This is a genomic window from Gemmatimonadota bacterium (genome assembly GCA_026705765.1).
Taxonomy (GTDB): Bacteria; Latescibacterota; UBA2968; order UBA2968; family UBA2968; genus VXRD01.
The window spans coordinates 24,005-41,904 of sequence record JAPPAB010000099.1 but is presented as its reverse complement, the minus strand read 5'-3'; the positions used below and the strand labels follow the sequence as shown (position 1 = coordinate 41,904).

General features: G+C 51.5%; 19 protein-coding genes. 5 read left to right on the top strand and 14 right to left on the bottom strand.

The window, feature by feature from the left end; genetic code table 11:
- Window positions 1-119 precede the first annotated feature (119 nt).
- Both OXH16_12920 and OXH16_12915 read right to left on the bottom strand, forming a co-directional pair.
- On the bottom strand, window positions 120-1,523 hold the full coding sequence (locus OXH16_12920) for a trypsin-like peptidase domain-containing protein (GenBank protein MCY3682298.1): 1,404 nt from the start codon (window positions 1,521-1,523) through the stop codon (window positions 120-122).
- A gap of 140 nt (window positions 1,524-1,663) precedes the next feature.
- Window positions 1,664-1,993, bottom strand: a complete 330-nt coding sequence (locus OXH16_12915) for a hypothetical protein (GenBank protein MCY3682297.1) — start codon at window positions 1,991-1,993, stop codon at window positions 1,664-1,666.
- A gap of 252 nt (window positions 1,994-2,245) precedes the next feature.
- Here OXH16_12915 and OXH16_12910 point away from each other — a divergent pair, with 252 nt between their 5' ends.
- Genes OXH16_12910 through OXH16_12900 form a run of 3 tightly spaced genes read left to right on the top strand, consistent with a single transcriptional unit; the run spans window position 2,246 to window position 5,440 of the window.
- Window positions 2,246-3,313 (top strand): Gfo/Idh/MocA family oxidoreductase, encoded by a 1,068-nt coding sequence (locus tag OXH16_12910; protein ID MCY3682296.1) that lies wholly within the window; start codon window positions 2,246-2,248, stop codon window positions 3,311-3,313.
- Window positions 3,310-3,930 (top strand): MBL fold metallo-hydrolase, encoded by a 621-nt coding sequence (locus OXH16_12905; protein ID MCY3682295.1) that lies wholly within the window; start codon window positions 3,310-3,312, stop codon window positions 3,928-3,930. The genes OXH16_12910 and OXH16_12905 overlap by 4 nt, the downstream gene beginning before the upstream one ends.
- A 13-nt stretch (window positions 3,931-3,943) precedes the next feature.
- Complete coding sequence (locus OXH16_12900; GenBank protein MCY3682294.1) at window positions 3,944-5,440, top strand: leucyl aminopeptidase; 1,497 nt, start codon at window positions 3,944-3,946, stop codon at window positions 5,438-5,440.
- A gap of 51 nt (window positions 5,441-5,491) precedes the next feature.
- Here the strand turns inward: OXH16_12900 and OXH16_12895 are convergent, their stop codons facing one another.
- Entirely contained in the window at window positions 5,492-6,046 is a 555-nt protein-coding gene (locus tag OXH16_12895) for a hypothetical protein (protein MCY3682293.1), read from the bottom strand.
- Window positions 6,047-6,074: 28 nt separating this feature from the next.
- On the opposite strand from OXH16_12895, the gene OXH16_12890 reads away from it, so the two are divergent.
- A complete protein-coding gene (locus OXH16_12890; GenBank protein ID MCY3682292.1) occupies window positions 6,075-6,704 on the top strand; it encodes a histidine phosphatase family protein in 630 nt (209 codons plus the stop codon).
- 111 nt (window positions 6,705-6,815) lie between these two features.
- Here the strand turns inward: OXH16_12890 and OXH16_12885 are convergent, their stop codons facing one another.
- The 7 genes from OXH16_12885 to OXH16_12855 form a co-directional block, all read right to left on the bottom strand.
- Window positions 6,816-7,649 carry a 3-keto-5-aminohexanoate cleavage protein gene (locus OXH16_12885; GenBank protein ID MCY3682291.1) on the bottom strand — a complete coding sequence of 278 codons (834 nt, stop codon included), beginning with the start codon at window positions 7,647-7,649 and terminating at the stop codon, window positions 6,816-6,818.
- A 17-nt stretch (window positions 7,650-7,666) separates the two neighbouring features.
- A complete protein-coding gene (locus tag OXH16_12880) occupies window positions 7,667-8,875 on the bottom strand; it encodes an L-rhamnonate dehydratase (protein ID MCY3682290.1) in 1,209 nt (402 codons plus the stop codon).
- A 486-nt stretch (window positions 8,876-9,361) separates the two neighbouring features.
- Complete coding sequence (locus tag OXH16_12875; protein MCY3682289.1) at window positions 9,362-9,925, bottom strand: hypothetical protein; 564 nt, start codon at window positions 9,923-9,925, stop codon at window positions 9,362-9,364.
- A gap of 16 nt (window positions 9,926-9,941) precedes the next feature.
- Window positions 9,942-10,130, bottom strand: a complete 189-nt coding sequence (locus OXH16_12870; protein ID MCY3682288.1) for a hypothetical protein — start codon at window positions 10,128-10,130, stop codon at window positions 9,942-9,944.
- Window positions 10,117-10,605 carry a type II toxin-antitoxin system VapC family toxin gene (locus OXH16_12865; protein ID MCY3682287.1) on the bottom strand — a complete coding sequence of 163 codons (489 nt, stop codon included), beginning with the start codon at window positions 10,603-10,605 and terminating at the stop codon, window positions 10,117-10,119. The genes OXH16_12870 and OXH16_12865 overlap by 14 nt, the downstream gene beginning before the upstream one ends.
- Window positions 10,606-10,679: 74 nt before the next feature.
- On the bottom strand, window positions 10,680-10,940 hold the full coding sequence (locus tag OXH16_12860) for a UPF0175 family protein (GenBank protein ID MCY3682286.1): 261 nt from the start codon (window positions 10,938-10,940) through the stop codon (window positions 10,680-10,682).
- Window positions 10,941-11,161: 221 nt separating this feature from the next.
- Entirely contained in the window at window positions 11,162-11,338 is a 177-nt protein-coding gene (locus OXH16_12855; GenBank protein MCY3682285.1) for a hypothetical protein, read from the bottom strand.
- A gap of 325 nt (window positions 11,339-11,663) precedes the next feature.
- Between OXH16_12855 and OXH16_12850 the strand changes: the two genes are divergently transcribed.
- On the top strand, window positions 11,664-11,966 hold the full coding sequence (locus OXH16_12850) for a helix-turn-helix transcriptional regulator (GenBank protein ID MCY3682284.1): 303 nt from the start codon (window positions 11,664-11,666) through the stop codon (window positions 11,964-11,966).
- 2 nt (window positions 11,967-11,968) lie between these two features.
- On the opposite strand, the gene OXH16_12845 is transcribed toward OXH16_12850, so the two are convergent.
- The 4 genes from OXH16_12845 to OXH16_12830 all read right to left on the bottom strand — a co-directional run bounded on the left by OXH16_12845 (window position 11,969) and on the right by OXH16_12830 (window position 17,885).
- Entirely contained in the window at window positions 11,969-13,285 is a 1,317-nt protein-coding gene (locus OXH16_12845) for a polysaccharide lyase 6 family protein (GenBank protein MCY3682283.1), read from the bottom strand.
- Window position 13,286: 1 nt separating this feature from the next.
- Window positions 13,287-14,240, bottom strand: a complete 954-nt coding sequence (locus OXH16_12840) for an alpha/beta hydrolase (protein ID MCY3682282.1) — start codon at window positions 14,238-14,240, stop codon at window positions 13,287-13,289.
- Between the two features lie 22 nt (window positions 14,241-14,262).
- Window positions 14,263-17,154 carry a fused MFS/spermidine synthase gene (locus tag OXH16_12835; protein ID MCY3682281.1) on the bottom strand — a complete coding sequence of 964 codons (2,892 nt, stop codon included), beginning with the start codon at window positions 17,152-17,154 and terminating at the stop codon, window positions 14,263-14,265.
- 89 nt (window positions 17,155-17,243) lie between these two features.
- Entirely contained in the window at window positions 17,244-17,885 is a 642-nt protein-coding gene (locus OXH16_12830; protein MCY3682280.1) for a hypothetical protein, read from the bottom strand.
- Between the last annotated feature and the right edge of the window lie 15 nt (window positions 17,886-17,900).

Genomic DNA, 17,900 nt, shown 5'->3' with positions numbered 1-17,900 from the left:
AAAACCACTGGATCGCGGCTCAACACCATGCCGCGATGACGGGTACTATCACTTCACACTTCTTGTATCTTACTGTTTATCGGTGTTTATCGGTGTTCATCTGTGGTTGCATTTCACTTCTACTTCGGCACCTTGAGCACGGCGTAAAAATTGGCATATTGCCGGCGGGTCTCTCTGCGAATGATTATGCCGACTTCGTCACCGGGTTTCAACTCCGCCAATACATCTTCATAATCTTCCATCGAACGCATGGCTTTGCGATTCATCTCGCGAATCACATCTCCCCGCTGCAAACCCGCCGCATCGGCCGCGCTTCCCCCTCTCACATCGGTAATAAGCATGCCCCATTGTGCATTATAGCCAAACTGACGGGCAATTGTGGGCGTCATCTCCTGAACATTCAGCCCCAGGACGCGTTGTCGCTCGATCTCTTTCAGACCGCGAAAAGGATCGAACGCATCCACCGTTACGCGCAACTTTTTATTTACCCCACTTCGGACCACTTCAATGATCACCTGTGCGCCCGGAGGGGTTCGCGCAATACGCGTCAAAAACTCATCTGCACTGGAAATTTCCCGGTCGTTTAACCCCACAATCACATCGCCCGGCTGCAAACCCGTCTGCTCGGCAAATTCCCCCACCTCCTGAATCAACGCACCCCGATTCACAGACAATCCCAATGGTTCGGAAAGCTCCGGCGTCAAATCTTGAACCACCACATCCAGATACCCGCGTTTTACCTCTCCATCTTCTATAATCTGCTGCATAATATTGCGCGCCATATTAATTGGCACAGCCAACCCAATGCCCTGACTGCCCCCACTGCGCGACAAAATTGCCGTATTCAGGCCCACCAGTTCCCCGCGCAAATTCACCATTGCCCCACCGCTATTACCCGGGTTAATCGCCGCATCTGTCTGAATAAAATCTTCGTAATCCACAATATCTAAATTGCCCCGTCCAATCGCGCTCACAATACCGTACGTCACCGTATGTCGCAAACCGTACGGATTGCCGATCGCCAGCACCCAGACACCGACCTTCAACTTATCCGAATCGCCCATCTTCAGCGCGGGCAAATCGCGCCCATCAATTTTCAACACCGCGACATCGCTCTGTGGATCTGTACCCACCAGCGTTGCGCCAAATGTCCTGCCATCGCCGAGTTCCACTTCAATAGCATCGGCCTCTGCAATAACGTGATTATTGGTCAAAACATAGCCATCTCGAGAAACAATAACCCCCGAACCCAAACTCTGCTGCCGCTGTTCTCTCCGATACTGCAGACCACCGCCAAAAAAACGATCGAAAAACGGATCGCCCGTTGATCTTCGCACCCCAACCAGCACATCTCTTTTCTTAATCACCGCGACCACACCTGGATTGACCTCGGAAGCCACCGCGGCAAAAGCCTCGCTGAACTTCTCCATTTGCGCGATCGTCGCCTGAGATTCGGGATCGATTTTTGCCTCAACCTGCAAAACCATAAATCCCGCAATCAGTATCCAAATCCATCTTTGCATACATCATTTCTCCGTTGTAGCAATTGATAGTTATATATCACAAGGCGCCAAAAGTTCCTGAAATTGTCCAATCCCGTCAATGACAAAAAAAAAGCCGAGATCCACAGAGAATCTCGGCCTTTTTGAGTTAAAAAATACACTTAAGCAGCTGACTTATCCGACGGACGCACCTTTTTCAGTGCAGACATCCAGGTCAACTCATAGACCACCAGCGCACCGCGCCACACTTTGACATTTTCAAGCCCGCTACACACCAATCGCGCGGCCTGTTCAATCGTCGCTTCTGCGGCCTTGACCTCGGGGTAATCGGCCACAGTCTTCATGGGAACGGGACCATAAGCGGCGCGAACGCGATTAATCACCTCGCAGACTTCCCGACGAAACTGAGGGATAAAACGGGACCGGGAAGTAGCCCGTTGTAACTTCTTTGATCCTGAATCGATACCCAACATGGGAACAATGCGTCTCATGGGAACATCTCCTATCTAAGTTAGGTGAATATACCGACATAAATCGTCGTATATAATCACAAAAACTTTCCTAAACTCAATTTTTACAGAATATTATATTCCATCTTCCACTCGCTATAAATATAGTGAACATTTGTATATGCGTCAAGGGTAAATGTCATTTTTATCCTAAAAAAAACTTTCCCTCAATGCGCTGTGATATTATCTTTTGCCCTCAATAAGAGATTCCAACTGAAACCAGAAAGGAGCATCATGGCAGACAAACTCAAAGTCGGCATCATCGGCGTTGGCGGCATCGCGCGCACCCACATGCCTGGATGGGCCGCTTCCGAACATGCCGACCTGATAGCCGGCAGCGATATCAATGCAGACGTACTGAACCATTGGGGCAAAAATAACAACATATCCATCCTATCCACAGATCCGGAAGACCTGTTCAAAAATCCCGATATCGACATCATCGACATCTGCACCCCCAACAACTATCACGCCCCACTGGCCATTGCCGCGCTTGAAGCGGGCAAACACGTCATCTGCGAAAAACCACTCGCCCCCAACCCGGCACTCATCAAAAACATGATTGCCGCACGCGACAAATCTGGCAAAACCCTGATGACAGCGCAGCATTTTCGTTTCTCGGGCAAATCAAAAGCCATGCGAGCCGAACTCGACACAGGCATACTCGGAGACATATACCACGCGCGAAGCTGGATGCTCCGCCGCTCAGGGGCACCAAACACACCCGGCTTTATACAAAAACAACACAGCGGTGGCGGCCCCTGTATCGACATCGGCGTTCACATCCTCGATCTCACACTCTGGTTCATGAACAACCCCAACCCCGTATCCGTCACCGGTGTCGCCCGTGCAGAAATCGCCCACCAGAAAGGTGCCTTCAGCAATTGGGGACTCATCCCATCGGCGCAGTTTGATGTCGAAGACTTCGCCGCGGCATTTGTGCGCTTTGAAAATGGGGCAACCCTCGTGCTCGAAGTCAGCTGGCTGCTCCACCACAAAACGCAGGGCGAAGACATGCAAATGTGGCTCTACGGCACCAGAGGAGGCAGCCACTGGCCCAGTTGTGAAATCTATCAAACCAACAACGACATACAACAACACTACAACCGCACCCTGCAAAATACCCGCGACCTGCTCGAACCCCACGCCCAGGAATGCGTCGAATTTGCCCGGGCCGTCGCCGAAGGCAAGCCATCACCCGTACCCGCCGAGCAATCGCTGCAAGTCATGGCAATCCTCGACGGCATCTATCGCAGCCAGGAAACGGGCGAAGAAGTAAAAATCGCACAGGAATCATCGTGATCTTTATATCCACCATCGTCGGTCCGCTCGAAGTCAATTGTTACATCCTCGCCTGCGAAAAAACGCGCAAAGGCATTGTCATAGATCCCGGAGACGATACCGACACCATACTTCAACTCATCGAAGATCACGACATCGAGATCGTCGAAATAATTGCCACACACGGACATTTTGACCACATAGGACGCGTCGCATCTCTAAAAGAAAAAACAGGCGCACCATTCGCCATCCACAAAGCCGATGTATTCATGGTCGAGGCACTTACAGACATTGTCGCACCCCTGGGCCTTCAAACCGATCCACCGCCCAAAATCGACCGCTTTATCGATGAAGGCGACACCATAGTCTTTGGCTGCGAAACCCTGACCATCCTCCATGTACCGGGTCACGCGCCCGGCAACATCGCCCTCACATGGCCGGGCCACGCCATTGTCGGCGACACTGTATTCGCCGGCTCTATTGGCCGAACCGACCTCGAAGGCGCAGACCTGCAAACGCTCATGGACGCCATCCACACCAAAATCCTCACCCTCCCCGACGACACAATACTCCACCCCGGACATGGGCCAGACACAACCATAGACCGCGAAAAACGCATCAACCCATTTCTCATATAGGACCAATGCTCACATGAACATCTCCACCACCATCGGCAACATCCTCGAAAGTACGACAGACGCCATCGTGCTCAACCTCTTTGAAGGCGTCACAGAGCCGGGCGGCGCAACAGGTGCCGCCAATCGCGCACTGGACGGGCTTATTTCCGACCTCATCGCAGGCGGCGACTTCAGCGGCAAACGCAACCAGACCGCCGTACTCTATCCCCGTCGAGGCATAGCGCGCCTCATTCTCGTTGGCCTGGGCAAACGAGAAGACTTCACCCCCAATCGTGTGCGCCTCGCATCTGCATCTGCGACCAGAGAAGCCATCAAACTCGGCGCAAAAACCCTCGCCTCCATCATCCACGGCGGCGGCATAGGCGGTCTCGATGTCTCAGACGCCGCACAGGCCACCGTTGAAGGCGCCATTCTCGGCAACTACAAATTCACCAATTACAAAACAAATAATGACAATCCCAAACACCTCGACACATTTACCCTCGTCGAATTTGACACAACCAAACAAACCGATGTGGAAAAAGGCGCGAATACCGGACAAATCATCGCCGAAAGCGTGTGTTTCGCCCGCGACCTGAGCAACACCCCCGGCAACGACTTGCCACCGGCGGCACTGGCCGACCAGGCTTTGGAAATGGCCCGTGAAACCGGCCTCTCCTGCGAAATATTTGACGAACAGCGCATCTCAAATGAGGGCATGGGCGCCCTCAGCGCCGTGGGACAGGGGAGTGCCCGACCGCCTCGTTTTGTCATCCTGGAACACCCGGGTGCCGATCCCAATGCCGCGCCCATCATCTTCATTGGCAAAGGCATAACCTTTGACACGGGTGGCATATCCCTCAAAGGCGGCGACGGCATGTGGAACATGAAATTTGACATGAGTGGCTCCGCAGCCGTCATCGGCGCAATGCGAGCCGTGGCAAAACTCGACCTGCCCCACCGCGTCATCGGCATGGTTGCCGCCGCAGAAAACATGCCCGATGGCCGCGCGTATCGGCCCGGCGACATCTTGCATCCCCTCGGCACCAAAACCGTTGAAATCCACAGCACAGATGCCGAAGGCCGCCTCGCCCTCATCGACGCCATCGCATACAGCGCGCGCTATGAGCCAAAAGCAGTCATCGACCTGGCCACGCTAACCGGTGCATGTGTCACCGCACTTGGCAACGAAGTTAGTGGCTTGATGGGCAACGACAACGACCTCATCGGTCAAATCCACGAAGCGGGCAATCGCACCGGTGAAATTGCCTGGCATCTTCCCATTCTGGATGACCACAGAAACAGCATCAAAAGCAATGTGGCCGACCTCAAAAACTCAGGCGGTCGGCCCGCGGGCGCACTCACCGCCGCCGCATTCCTCGAAGCCTATGTCCAGAACTTTCCCTGGGCACACCTCGACATCGCCGGCACCGCATCGACAAGTTCCGCCAAACCCGACACCCCCATCGGAGCCACGGGCGTTGGCGTGCGATTATTGATCGATTTCCTGCGCCATCAATCGGCTACATAAAAAAAGCCGGGACATAAATCCCGGCCTGAATATAAACTTTGGATTCATCTACTATCTTTCACCCAAAGAGAACATCAGCCCTGCGTGGATGCCAAAATTATTTGTTGAACCAGACGCAAAAGCGCGAAACCAGCGCCCCTGCACAAATGCACCTATGCCCTCGGAAACATCAAACCGCATGCCGCCTGCTACGGCAATCAACGCCTCGGTTGACGTTTCTCTTACAAAGTCTCCGGTCGTTGTATCTACGAGGTAAAGCACCGTTCCGTCAATCAGTACATCGACAATCACGGGAAAACCCCGAGCGTGCAACACGCCGCCGGCAACCCCAAAAAACACCGTGCCGTATTGATCGGACAAAGGAGCTTTGTAAACCAGACTAACACCCGCAGGAATTTCTGAAATACCGTCCTTCCGATAAAACTCAACAAAAGGTGCCAAATACGTCGGATACAGATCTCCAATGGGAACCTCTATGGATAGATGTCCGCCACCGCGCGTGGGATCGAGAAGCGCACCCCCGCCGATCTTGACATCCAACTGTGCATCTGCCCGACCTGAAAACGCGACCATTGTGAAAAAAAACACCGCAACCATTGACTTCATACATACCCCCAAAAAATAAGGAACACACATGCCAACCGACCTCATACTAATCTGCCCTGGACAGGCCAGAGAACGCGATGGCGAAAACCACTACGGCTGGTGGGCCGACCTGCCCCTCTCGCACCGGGGCAAACAACAAGCCCTGCTCACTGGCGAACGCCTCAGAAGGGACTTTGACATTCGCGGCCTCTACACCAGCCCCCAAAAATGCGCCCATCAAACAGCCGAATGGATAGGCGATATACTCCATATCGCGCCCAAAGTAGAAAATGACCTGCGCGAACTCGAAAGCGGCGACCTCGCCACACTCACCCGCGAAGAAGTTCGAAAATATTATCCCGGCTTTTTGGGCGGACAATCCCTCGAAGAGGCGCGCGTTCCAGGCAGCGAAACCTATGCCGACCTGCACACCCGCGTTGCCAACACCGTGAGCCAACTCGTCGACGAAGCGCCCGATCAGCAAATTGCGTGCATCACACACGTTCGCCCCATTGTCGCCTGCCTGCAAGCGATCATGGGATACACGCCCGAAGACGAACACAAACCCCAATTCGCGTGCCACACGGCCTCCATTCATCACCTTCAACTCGACCCCGGAGGCGAACCCACCTTCATGGCACTCAACGATATTGCCCATCTCGCGGACCTCCCCAAATAATTCACAGGTCATCCACCAGAGGACCGCGCGTTTCCATAGCCATAGAAATCCGCTCGCTGCGCGTGCCATCGCCATTGCAGTGATAAAAACGCAACGCACCGCGAAACCTGCTCACCCCGGATACGTAAGCCCCAGCATCTCCCGGGCATCATCTGGCGTGGCAATCTCGCCCTGAAGTTTCTCCACAAGACTCGCCGCGAGATCGACCATCTGTGCATTGCTCTTGAGCAAAACACCTCTCCGAAGATAAATATTATCTTCAAAACCCACCCGTATATGCCCCCCCATGAGAAAAGCCATAGTAATCATCGGCAACTGTGCTTTTCCCACACCCAGAGCGGACCAGATCACATCGGGCGGCAAGAGATTTTTCATAAAAACGATGTTCTCAGGCGTAGCTTCAATACCCCATCCGGGGCCCATACACAACTGGACAAACGGGGGATCTTCGAACAACCCCTCCGCAATCATATACCGCGCCTGGCGAATATGACCGGCATCGAAAACCTCAATCTCCGGCTTAACGCGATGCTCGCGCATGCGCTTTGCCGCGGCAACACCCCATTCGGGTGGATTCATAAACACCCGAGTGCCAAAATTTACCGAACCGATATCCAGAGAGCAAATCTCGGGCTTCAGCGCAACCGGCTCAAGCCGCTCCTCAATAATATTTTCCCCTTTAATATTTCCCCCACTCGTCGTCAAATTAATCGCAATATCACAAGCTTGCCGAATCCGGTCCACCACTTCTTTGAAAAGCTCAATCCGCGAACACACAATACCCGTCTCGGGATCGCGCACATGGATATGCGTAATAGCCGCACCCGCCTTATGGCACTCAATAGCTGCTTCTGCAATCTCCTTTGGCGTATAAGGCACAGCCGGATTCATATCCTTCGTAGGACCCGACCCCACAACCGCCACAGAAATAATTGTCTTATCCATTTTTTCCTCTTTTAAAATTAAAACGGCACCAACCAATCCTCTTCAATCCCCAGATCAAAACCCGGACCTGTCGGCGCAAACGCCAGATAGCTATTGTGCGGCACGCACGCGCCGGGTTGCGCCACTTCTTCAAGTGGTACCCCCGGATCAGAACCGATAAAATACTCACACCAGGGGGTATTGGGCATTGCCCAGCTCAAATGCTGACCGTACGCATCGCGTCCCCCGCCGTGCAGACAAACCTCCAGCCCCGCAGCGGCAGCCATATTACAAATTTTGACACAAGCAGTCAAACCCCCCACCCACTGAATATCGGGCTGGAGAATATCGAGACACCGATTTTCGATCATCAACTGGTAGGGATACGGCGTGTAAAAATGCTCGCCACTGGCAAGCGTCAACCACGGCAGGCGTTTCTTGAGTTCAATATGCCCCCCAACATCCTCGGGAATCAGGCACTCTTCCATCCACCGCAGATTATAAGGACGCAGGCGATTGGCCAAACGCGCGGTATATTCCACATCCAAAGCCATATAACAATCCAGCATGAGATCGCAATCATCGCCGATCAACTCGCGGACCTCGGCTATTCGCCTCTCGTTCTCTCCCAATCCCCACAACCCATCAACCGGACCGTATTGACAGGGCAACTTAAACGCCCGAAACCCCAACTCCTTGTACCAATCCACATCATCACCCGTCGCGTACACAAACAAACGATCGCGCGCCGGACCGCCCAGAAGTTCATAAACGGGCTTGCCCTGCAATTTCCCCGCCAGATCCCACAGCGCCAGATCCACAGCACTAATCGCCAACGAGGCAATCCCCACAGTCCCAAAAGATTTGGACACGCGAAACATCATATCCCACAGCTTTTCAATAGCCAGGCAACTCTCCCCTTCCAATATATGCGCGAAAGCATCTTCCACCACCATAGCAACCGGGCGTCCCGCCGACGTGCCGAGGCCCCAGGTCCCATCTTCAGCGGTCACCTTAACCGAGAACCTGGGCCACTGTCTGGCACCGTAAAGCTGCCGACGCGCCTTAAACCGCGGGAACCTGGACATCGGATTTGCCACCTCTATCTGCGTGGGCCACGCCTTTCGATACCCCTTTGTCCTCGGGGCTGCACCTGTTGAAGCAGCGAGCGTCGTACCGGACCCCGTTGAGGCCTGGCTTGTATCTGGCCGTTCAACGCGAACGACTTCGACGGATTTAATTTTCATATATTTTCCTTTTCTCGTATTGGAATACTCCTCAAAAATAAACAATGTAGCAACAACGCGAGATTGTCAACCGCAATTCGGTTTTTGAGGATACTTATTTCAGGGATATGCATAATTCATTTGTGGTGGTGTAACGACGTATAAAGCTTTTTAAATATTTTCCTTTTTATGCCTTCGGCGACCTACTTTTTTTCAACAGCAAAAAAAAGTAGGCAAAAAATGCCGCTCTCAAACGCCGAGGGGCTGGCACAGCGCAAATCGTTTCTGTGGTAATGCGCTATACAATGGCCTGCACAGTTGAAATGCCATAAAAACATCCGCTGCGAGACGGACTCACGCGCTGTGCACTGCTTCATCGGAAAACCAAGCAAATAGACCACTTCACAATAACCTTGTGAAAGTCAAAGAAAACAAAAAAGCGTACTTGTCAATGTTTAACACGTACGCTTTTGTCAACCACATCTCAAAACATATTAAGGCATGTTCCTATCTTTCAGGAAATGCGATCTCAAAATTCGAACCTTCTAAACTCGCTGGGACCAGTAGTGAGAACTCCTTTTCGAACTTTTCTATCATATCGCTGCTACATTTTTCTAAGAGTGTATCAAGATCGTTGAGTGATTTGAGCTTATAACAAGACTTATCGGGCGAAAAATAAACCAGGATATTCTTCTGTAGCTGCAATAAGTTGAGAATATTGTTCAAAGTTCCCTTACTCTTTCCATCCCAAATCATGAAGCCATAGGACGCTACTTGAGCCATCTTTGCATCCTTAGTTGTGTAGTATGCAAAGTCCCTTACCTGATTATCTGCATATATCTGTTCTACTGGCCAACTTCCCACGTTGTTCCGACAGTGATCATCCATACAATAGACGATAACATTCCGATATGCTTTTTCTGCTAAATAGCTCTGTACAGCCTTATCAGCACCATTTGCATCTCCGATAACGATATCAAAATGCTGACGCGTGATGTTATCCGCTGTGGACCTGATGGTGTCGTTCAAGCGTGTGATGCTACGAGAACCGCCAATAAAAACCGTTGTCATGATATTGCCTTTATAGCTACTGGTCTGAAGTTGTGACAGTTGTTACAACAGCCGCACGGGAAGGATACTGCACGTATTTACGACCAGATGATTTTTGTTTTTTCTTAATATCGCGGAATATCTCTTTGAGATCGTAGCCGAATTGAGCAGCGTGTTTGTCGCGTACTGCTCGGACTTCCGAAACAATGGGATCATTCGTCGTCATGATCACGCTCCATGAGTTCGTCAGGTGTGCAGATGATCGCGGGTTCAAATCCCGCATTCCGACATACAGTTTCGATTTGTGATCGGATCGTCGCATTGGCGATATGCCGATAATTCCAAGTTACCAAATATTCGATACCGTTGACAACTGCAATGGCAATATGAGCGGCGTCTTCTGCTGCCTTTGCAGGCACAACGCCAGCGTTGACCAATTGTTGTGCTAATTCAAGGGCTTCCTCTGTGGCGTCGAGAAGCGTCAGTGAGTTGAGTGCTGCGAGGCGGGCACGAGCAGCTTCCGGATCGCCAGCACTGGCTTCGGTAAGGACCAGTTGTGAAGCTACGAGTTCGAACCGATCAGCTGCGTTCTTCCACCAATCTCGAGTACTCTGTTGATGTCCCGCAATTACGACATCGCGAGAAGGTTGGGCTGTCAAGTAGCTAATAACGGTGGTTTCGATATATACCTTTGGTTTCATAATAAGAGGCGTATCCAATGTAACAAGGCCAGTTGGTCAATTCAGTAGAAATAGGGTTGTGGAACGCATCGACATTACAGATTCCTAGCATTGGAAATATCCTTTGCCAATTCTTCTGGAGTCAGATTGAGAGGAGATACCTGGTAGGATTTTAAGGCATCTAAAAATACAACGTGCTCCATGCCCGCAAACCGAGCCGCCTGACCCGATGACAAACGTCCGAGTTCAAACAGTTTGACGGCGATGAGCATGCGGCCTTGTTCGGCGAATTGTTCAGGCGTTTCACTGAGGATCTGCAGAATATCATCTGGACATTCAAATGTAATTTTTAACATGCGCGCCCCGTTTCATCCATATTTGAATTACGCTTAGAAAGAAAAAGTGTAGTAACGACACGATTTTGTCAACCGCATTTCGGTTTGACCAGCATATAACCACACCACAATATGGGTATCAAAGTAGATCGAGATTCCTCTCCTTTTCTATATTGAATTATGCCTAATCCTTTTGACCAAATTTATGCCACATCTCTTTTCGGACTTCCGAAACAATGGGATCATTCGTCGTCATAATGCTCTTGCAATTTCTTTTTTAAGTCGTTACGCAATGCCTGAGACTTGCTTTGGTAAAATGCCAATTGCTCTTTTACCGTTCTATCCTTGAGTTGCTCATAGTGCGCGTCTCGAATCCGACGCACAATCTTAACCGCATCAAACGTCTTTTTCGTCTCCATAATTAGTCACCTCACGCGGAGAGTATATCTGTAATGGTTTATAGCCAAGTTCAATGTTCACAGCGGTGAATAGACGTATTTTGTCAAAGTGTACGATGTGCTTGAAGTTCCAGCTAACCAACACATCGACTTCTGCAACCGAAGCCAAAGCGATATGCAGGGCATCATCGTATTGCGCTATCTCTCACTATATCCATACTATCCGATAAAAAATGTAGCAACAACGCGATATTGTCAATCGCATTTCAAAACATATCAAGGCAGGTTGAACTTGCTGCATACGTCATTTTGACGTATGATTTGGGAATTAAGGAGATCAATAAACATGATTACTAAAGAACAATATGGAACTTCTGAACTGGAGAGAGACTTTGGGTGTCTCACATTTGGAAATGCCTTGGCCAGCTATCGAACAGGAGAAGAAAAAAGCCAGCGAGCGTTTGCTGATTTTTTGGGAATCTCCCCTCAAAGCCTTTGTGATATAGAAAAAGAAAGAAGAATCCCAAGCCCCAGCAGGGCAGCCAAAATTGCCAGACAACTCGGCGAGCCAGAAAGCTTCTGGGTGCAGCTTGCCTTGCAGGACACGCTAAGAAAAGAAAACTTGAACCTCGTTGTTTCTATTGATTGATGCTACCACCTTGGTCCCACATCTGCCGCAGTTAAGGGACCGCCGTCCTCCGTTCCCGTCGGGAACTCAACGCAACCAATCGTCTTTTGTTCGCCCCGTGAATGCCCCAAAATATCCGTCGTTATCTCTGGATAATGCCCCTCGGCATTGCCAATCAAACCACTGGACTCTCCCGGTGCAACAACCCCATTGGGCAGATAATCCACATCGACCCGCCCAGTTTTTATCCCATCCCGATCGGGCATACCCAAATCCCCATCTGTCACATTCCCCTCCCATCGCCAATTCACTGGCTCATCGTCCTGCACCAGCCGCACAGTCCCATCGGATCTCACAAAAGCATTATTCGCAACCACACAATCTTTAGGCACTGTACCATTGGGATACCTGCTGTGATTTAGCCCCACATCCATCGCCGGACTACACCCCACAAACGTATTAAACGCAATCAGCGCGCGCTCCACCCGCACATAGAGATCATCCGATGCCCCATCCATCATCCCCACGCCAAACGCATTGAGCGAATGGAACAAATTATTCACAACAACCTGATCCGTCCCCTGCAAGCGCACACCGCCAGCCCGGCGTTCGCCCTCGCCAAAAAAGAAATTCTCAGACACCACATTGCCATCCCCATGCCGAAGCACCAGCGCGCCCCGGCAATCGCGAAACGTATTCCTGCGGAGAATATTGCCATTGGACTTCACAGAAATAATCTCCGCCTCCCCACTACAACGCACAAAAAGATTGTACTCAACAACCGTCTCACAATCACCCGGCTCTGGATCGTACGGATTCCCCTCCGTAATAAGCTGAAGCGTCTCGTACCCATTGCTCTCCTTACCATCCGGAACATCGACAAAATAATTGTGGTGAACAAGGTGCCTCTCGCCCTGATTGCGAACGTAAATCTGCATCAACTGGCAGCCGCGCGTCTCCTCGAGATTATTGGTCTTATTCTCAAACCGGCAGCGATCAATCTCAACTTCCCGACTCTCTGCCCTCACCCGTATCCACTTGCCAACCTGCACATCCGTCATCACACAGCGACTTATGCGACAACCCCGCCCCCGAATCTCCACACTCCCCTTTTCCACAAAGTGCAACCCCACAAGACTGATATAATCTCCCACCAGCAACAACGGCGCCTTTATAACCGCCTTTCCCATACCCTCCGCCCGAATAACAATCGGCTGATCTGCGGTCCCCCTTGCCGCGAGCCTGCACCTCTCACCATCATACATGCCGTCGGCCAGCCCAATCACATCACCCGGCTGCGCCTCAGCCATCCGCTCTTCAAGTTCAGACAAAGACTTCATCTCAATTTCCCGGCTTTAACACGCGATTAAAAAAAGCTTCACGGGCAGGCTCGGTAAACGCGATATTGCGCTGAAAAGCACCGTGTCCACTCTCATCGCCCAGAAGAATATAACTGACATTCTTGGCACCGGCTTCTCGCAGTGCCCTGACCAACTTGTCCGAATGATAGACGCCAACCGTGCGATCAGATATTGCGTGAACGAGCAAAATAGGCGGTGCATTGGCCGAAGCATAAGTCACAGGAGAAGTCTTAGCGCGAACCTCTTCAGACTCCAGTCTAAGCTCGTTTTTGCGAGGCGGACGTGCTCGCTGCTGATTGCGCTGGCGGTCACTCATAGCAGACAGAAAGTCGGTAGGCGTAGCACTCGCCACAACAGCCTGAACCATACTGGAATACTCCTGATAGGGACCATCCCCTTCCAGACCGGCTGAAGGCGGACAAACACCCAGCATAACAGCCAGATGCGCCCCCGCGGAATTTCCACTCGCGCCAATCCGTTCCGGATCAATATTGTACTCCTCGGCATGGGCGCGCAACCAGCGCACCGCATTCTTCACATCCTCAACACACGCCGTAATAGGTGCCTCATCGAGCATCCGATAGTTCACCGTAACACAAACATAGCCCTTTGCTGCATAGCTGATAGTAGGACGAAGAAAACCTCCCCGGCGTTTATCCCCACCTCTCCATCCCCCTCCGTGAATAAACACAAGGGCTGGACGGGACGTCTCACCGCGCTCTGTGGGCATAGCGAGATCAAGTTTCCATGCCTCGTTGCCCTCGCGGTACGCAATATCCGGAATAAAAGTCACACCTTCGGGTACCTGTTGCATAATTTGCTCCACGGTAACTGTGCGTTGCTGACGTCGATTTTGTTGTGGCTGTTGTGGTTGCTGCGCATCAACAGACTGAAACACCAAAACAACGAACAGAAAACAGATAAATTTGGACATAGAACCCTCCTTGTTTTAGCCCTCACTTCAATTCTTCGCGTATCTGCTCAAGAACCCGCTGCACCCGTGTAAAATTCGGCCGAAGAGCGAGCGCCTTCTCCAAATAGGGAACAGCCTCTCGCAACCTCCCCGCCTGTGCCAGCGCCGTACCCAGGTCGGCATGCGTATCGGGCCTATCCGGATGCAAGCGAATCGCCTCCTTGTAGTGTTGAATCGCTTCATCAAAGCGCCCCAGCCTGTGAAGCGCCATAGCAATACCATTTTGCGACAGCGCATTGTCCGGATGGTAGCGAATCGCATCCTCATAGGAACGAACCGCCTCCACAAGCCGTCCCGCGCGGTGAAACGCCACAGCGCGACCATTCAGCGCGCGTGCATCTGTCGGATCGAGTTCCAAAACCCGCGCATAGTGTCTCTCCGCATCCTGTAAACGCCCCAGTTGCATCATCGCATCCGCAAACATGCGATGCGCATCCACATACTCGGGAAGCCGGCGAATCGCCTCGGCACAAAGCGTTGCAATACGTCTGTGTTCTCGCGCGGGAATCAAATCCGACGCCTCGCGAACAAAAACGCGCGCAGCGATCTCCCTCAAATTTTTATTTTGAACCTCTGCAATACGCGCATCCACCTCACCCGGCATCAACACATCAATAGAATCCCGATATTTATACAGCAACTCCGCAAACGCAAGCTCATCGCTCTCCGCATTCTGAACCGACTCATAGTCCAGAATCGGTCGGTCATCCCAATACGTATCTGCCTCAACCGTCGCAGAAGCCAGACCCTCCGCCCCCATCAAATAACCACCCCAAAAAACGTGCGGCTGATTGAGAGAATACGCCACCCCGCCCCAGTGGCTATATTGAAGATCCGCCTGCACCGCCTCATCCACACCCAACAATTTCCCCTCAGCAATATTAAAAACATCATCCACCGCACCAATAAGCAAAAGCTCAGACGTATTATACCACAAAACACTCTGCGGAAAAACCGTCAAAAAACTGCGCACAACACCGCGGAACTGGTCCTCCGTCAGAAAGCGCAGCGGCACAAACTGCACCAAAAACCCACCTGGCCTCAGGCGCTCTCGGGCACGCGCATAGAAATCAACCGTATAAAAAAACGCCACACCCGGACGGGACACCTCGCCAAGCTCAAGCGAAATAATATCATAAGACGCCGCAGTATGACGCAGAAAATTGCGCCCATCTTCAGCGATAATCTCCACGCGCGAATCCCCCATCCAATCCGTCTCAAAATATTCCCGAATAAAAGGAAAAAGCGCAGGCTCGATATCCACACACGCCAGATAATCGATGGGATACATCAAAAAACGACTAACCGTCTGCCCCGTACCAGCACCCACAACAACGACCCGTTTCGGATCCGGATGCAAAAGCATCGGCACATGCGCCGCCATAATCTGATGATTCTTCTTACTCCCACCCTGCCACCAGCGATCGATCTCAAGCTCCAGATCATCCTCCCGCCGCACAACCGCCATATTCGCGCCATAACCCTCTCGAAACGCCACCAGATCCCGTCCCTCACCGATAAAATCCGCAGGCACCCGCGTCTGCGAAAAATACGGAATCCCCAGATAAACCAGAACAGCAACCAGCGCAGCCGCATATTTGAACACGCGATATCTTTGATCCAGCAAAAACCACGCAGAAATGCCAATGGCGAGATTCGCACCCGTAATAAAAAACAAACTCTTCTCAAGACCAAAAAAGGGAATCCCCACAAAACCAATCAAAAGAGACCCGAGAATACCCCCAAGCGTATTCACCGCAATCAGATTCCCAGCCACCCCGGACGTATATGCCGCATTGCGAATCACCAGCCGAATCGCAAGCGGAAAAGCCGCACCACTCAACACAGCAGGGGGCAAAAGCACCGCAAAGTAAATATACAAATCACTGCCCAATCCTCGCCATGCCCCGGGCGAAAGCATCAAAAGAGCCAGCACAATGAGACCCGTCGCAACCTGAAACGCGCCAAAATAATACGCCCGTCTATCCGTCCTATCCGAAAACTGAGCAGCGAGAACACTCCCCAGAACCAGCCCAACCAGCACAACGCCCAGCGTCAGCGTATAAGTATAAACCGTATTATTGATCAGAAGCCCCAGATACCGCACCCACAGCACCTCTGCGCCCAGAGCCACAAAACCAATCGCAAAAAACAGAACAAATACAACCCTGCTCCGCGGAAGTCCGCCACTCACACCACGGGACGCTCCCGAATCGGGAAACACATCCTCCCGGGCAATGGACAGCGCGCGAACAACAACACCACTCAAAATATTGCACACCACACCAATATAAATCGCACCGCGCAGACCCAGATCCGGCAAAAAAACAAAACCCGCAGCCGCACAACCCAATGCGGCCCCAAGCGTATTGACACCGTAAAGAAGACCAACAGCGCGTGCAATTCTACCGCTATCGCGCGAATACTGACGACAAAAAAGAGGAAGCGTACCGCCCATCAGAACAGTAGGCGGCAGGACGACGAGCGCAACCAGAAGAAGACGGGTAGTAAACCGCAGGAAAGGAGCATCGCTCAACAGTCTATACGCGATGCCATAGAGAAAATCTGCAAAATCAAAAACATAGGGACTGATCAGAGCCAGAACACCCAGACCAATCTCGACATATCCAAAAAGAATAAGCGGTCGGGAAGTCCGTTGACCAATGCGCCCGAAAAGATACGCACCAATGGCCAGACCCAGAAAAAAAACAGCCAAAACCGCGCTCACCGCAAACGTCGTTGACCCAAACAAAAGCGCGGCCTGCCGTATCCAGACAACTTCGTAAACCAGCCCGGCAAAACCCGACAAAAAAAAACATATCAGCGCGGTGACATGCTGCGTTATGGGGAAGGATTTTCCGGGATGTTTACTCACATGTTATTCTTTCACTATCCGCTATTCCCACAGCGGGCAAATTGCCCAATATCTATCTATTCCGTAAAGACCAGACCCTTTGCGTTCCATCAATCCACTTCCAAGTCTTCGGAATCCAGTTGATGCCAGAACACATCTCCCGCTTCAATACGGCTCTGTATCCTGTTATCCCTATCCATGCCAGCCACTGCCGCATAAGCAGGCTTGCCCGTGAACTGCGTCAAAAATTTGGCATTGCGAATCGCCCTGTGCGTGTCCCGCTCATCCACAGTGAAGGAAATTTCGACAGCGATATAACAAACTTCCTCTGACCCATTCACCACTTCCATAATCAGGTCAGCCCTGACAAAACTCTGCAATTCGTTTTTGGGAATCCCCCGGGCATTTTGCGACCGGGCCAAAGAAATGATTTCCCGTTGAGACATTGTTCGCACCAAATCGAATCCCATACTATCGGCAATCAAAGCCGTGTCTCTAAGCGCGGCACTTCTCGCATGGCCGCCTTTGAGCACGCCAAGGCTGTTGTCTATCCTTCTTAAGTGCGTATCGTGCCCATCCAGACGTTTTTCAATAGCTTCAAACCGTTTATCCGTAGTTTTGACAAACTCGGCAAACACCTGAGGCAATTCGAGGAGTTCGGACGTGAGCAAGCGAGCACGCACAGCTTCCAGTATCCTGGGATTTTCGTCCAGAGTTTGGAACAAATCATCTATGGTATTGATGGGAAACATTATAATTCTTCCCGC

Coding starts and splice junctions, on each gene's coding strand:
- OXH16_12890 (MCY3682292.1), top strand. CDS start 6,075: ATGCCAACCGACCTCATACTAATCTGCCCTGGACAGGCCAGAGAACGC.
- OXH16_12845 (MCY3682283.1), bottom strand. CDS start 13,285: ATGAAGTCTTTGTCTGAACTTGAAGAGCGGATGGCTGAGGCGCAGCCG.
- OXH16_12875 (MCY3682289.1), bottom strand. CDS start 9,925: ATGACAACGGTTTTTATTGGCGGTTCTCGTAGCATCACACGCTTGAAC.
- OXH16_12830 (MCY3682280.1), bottom strand. CDS start 17,885: ATGTTTCCCATCAATACCATAGATGATTTGTTCCAAACTCTGGACGAA.
- OXH16_12910 (MCY3682296.1), top strand. CDS start 2,246: ATGGCAGACAAACTCAAAGTCGGCATCATCGGCGTTGGCGGCATCGCG.
- OXH16_12885 (MCY3682291.1), bottom strand. CDS start 7,649: ATGGATAAGACAATTATTTCTGTGGCGGTTGTGGGGTCGGGTCCTACG.
- OXH16_12870 (MCY3682288.1), bottom strand. CDS start 10,130: ATGACGACGAATGATCCCATTGTTTCGGAAGTCCGAGCAGTACGCGAC.
- OXH16_12880 (MCY3682290.1), bottom strand. CDS start 8,875: ATGAAAATTAAATCCGTCGAAGTCGTTCGCGTTGAACGGCCAGATACA.
- OXH16_12855 (MCY3682285.1), bottom strand. CDS start 11,338: ATGGAGACGAAAAAGACGTTTGATGCGGTTAAGATTGTGCGTCGGATT.
- OXH16_12900 (MCY3682294.1), top strand. CDS start 3,944: ATGAACATCTCCACCACCATCGGCAACATCCTCGAAAGTACGACAGAC.
- OXH16_12920 (MCY3682298.1), bottom strand. CDS start 1,523: ATGCAAAGATGGATTTGGATACTGATTGCGGGATTTATGGTTTTGCAG.
- OXH16_12860 (MCY3682286.1), bottom strand. CDS start 10,940: ATGTTAAAAATTACATTTGAATGTCCAGATGATATTCTGCAGATCCTC.
- OXH16_12865 (MCY3682287.1), bottom strand. CDS start 10,605: ATGAAACCAAAGGTATATATCGAAACCACCGTTATTAGCTACTTGACA.
- OXH16_12840 (MCY3682282.1), bottom strand. CDS start 14,240: ATGTCCAAATTTATCTGTTTTCTGTTCGTTGTTTTGGTGTTTCAGTCT.
- OXH16_12895 (MCY3682293.1), bottom strand. CDS start 6,046: ATGAAGTCAATGGTTGCGGTGTTTTTTTTCACAATGGTCGCGTTTTCA.
- OXH16_12850 (MCY3682284.1), top strand. CDS start 11,664: ATGATTACTAAAGAACAATATGGAACTTCTGAACTGGAGAGAGACTTT.
- OXH16_12915 (MCY3682297.1), bottom strand. CDS start 1,993: ATGAGACGCATTGTTCCCATGTTGGGTATCGATTCAGGATCAAAGAAG.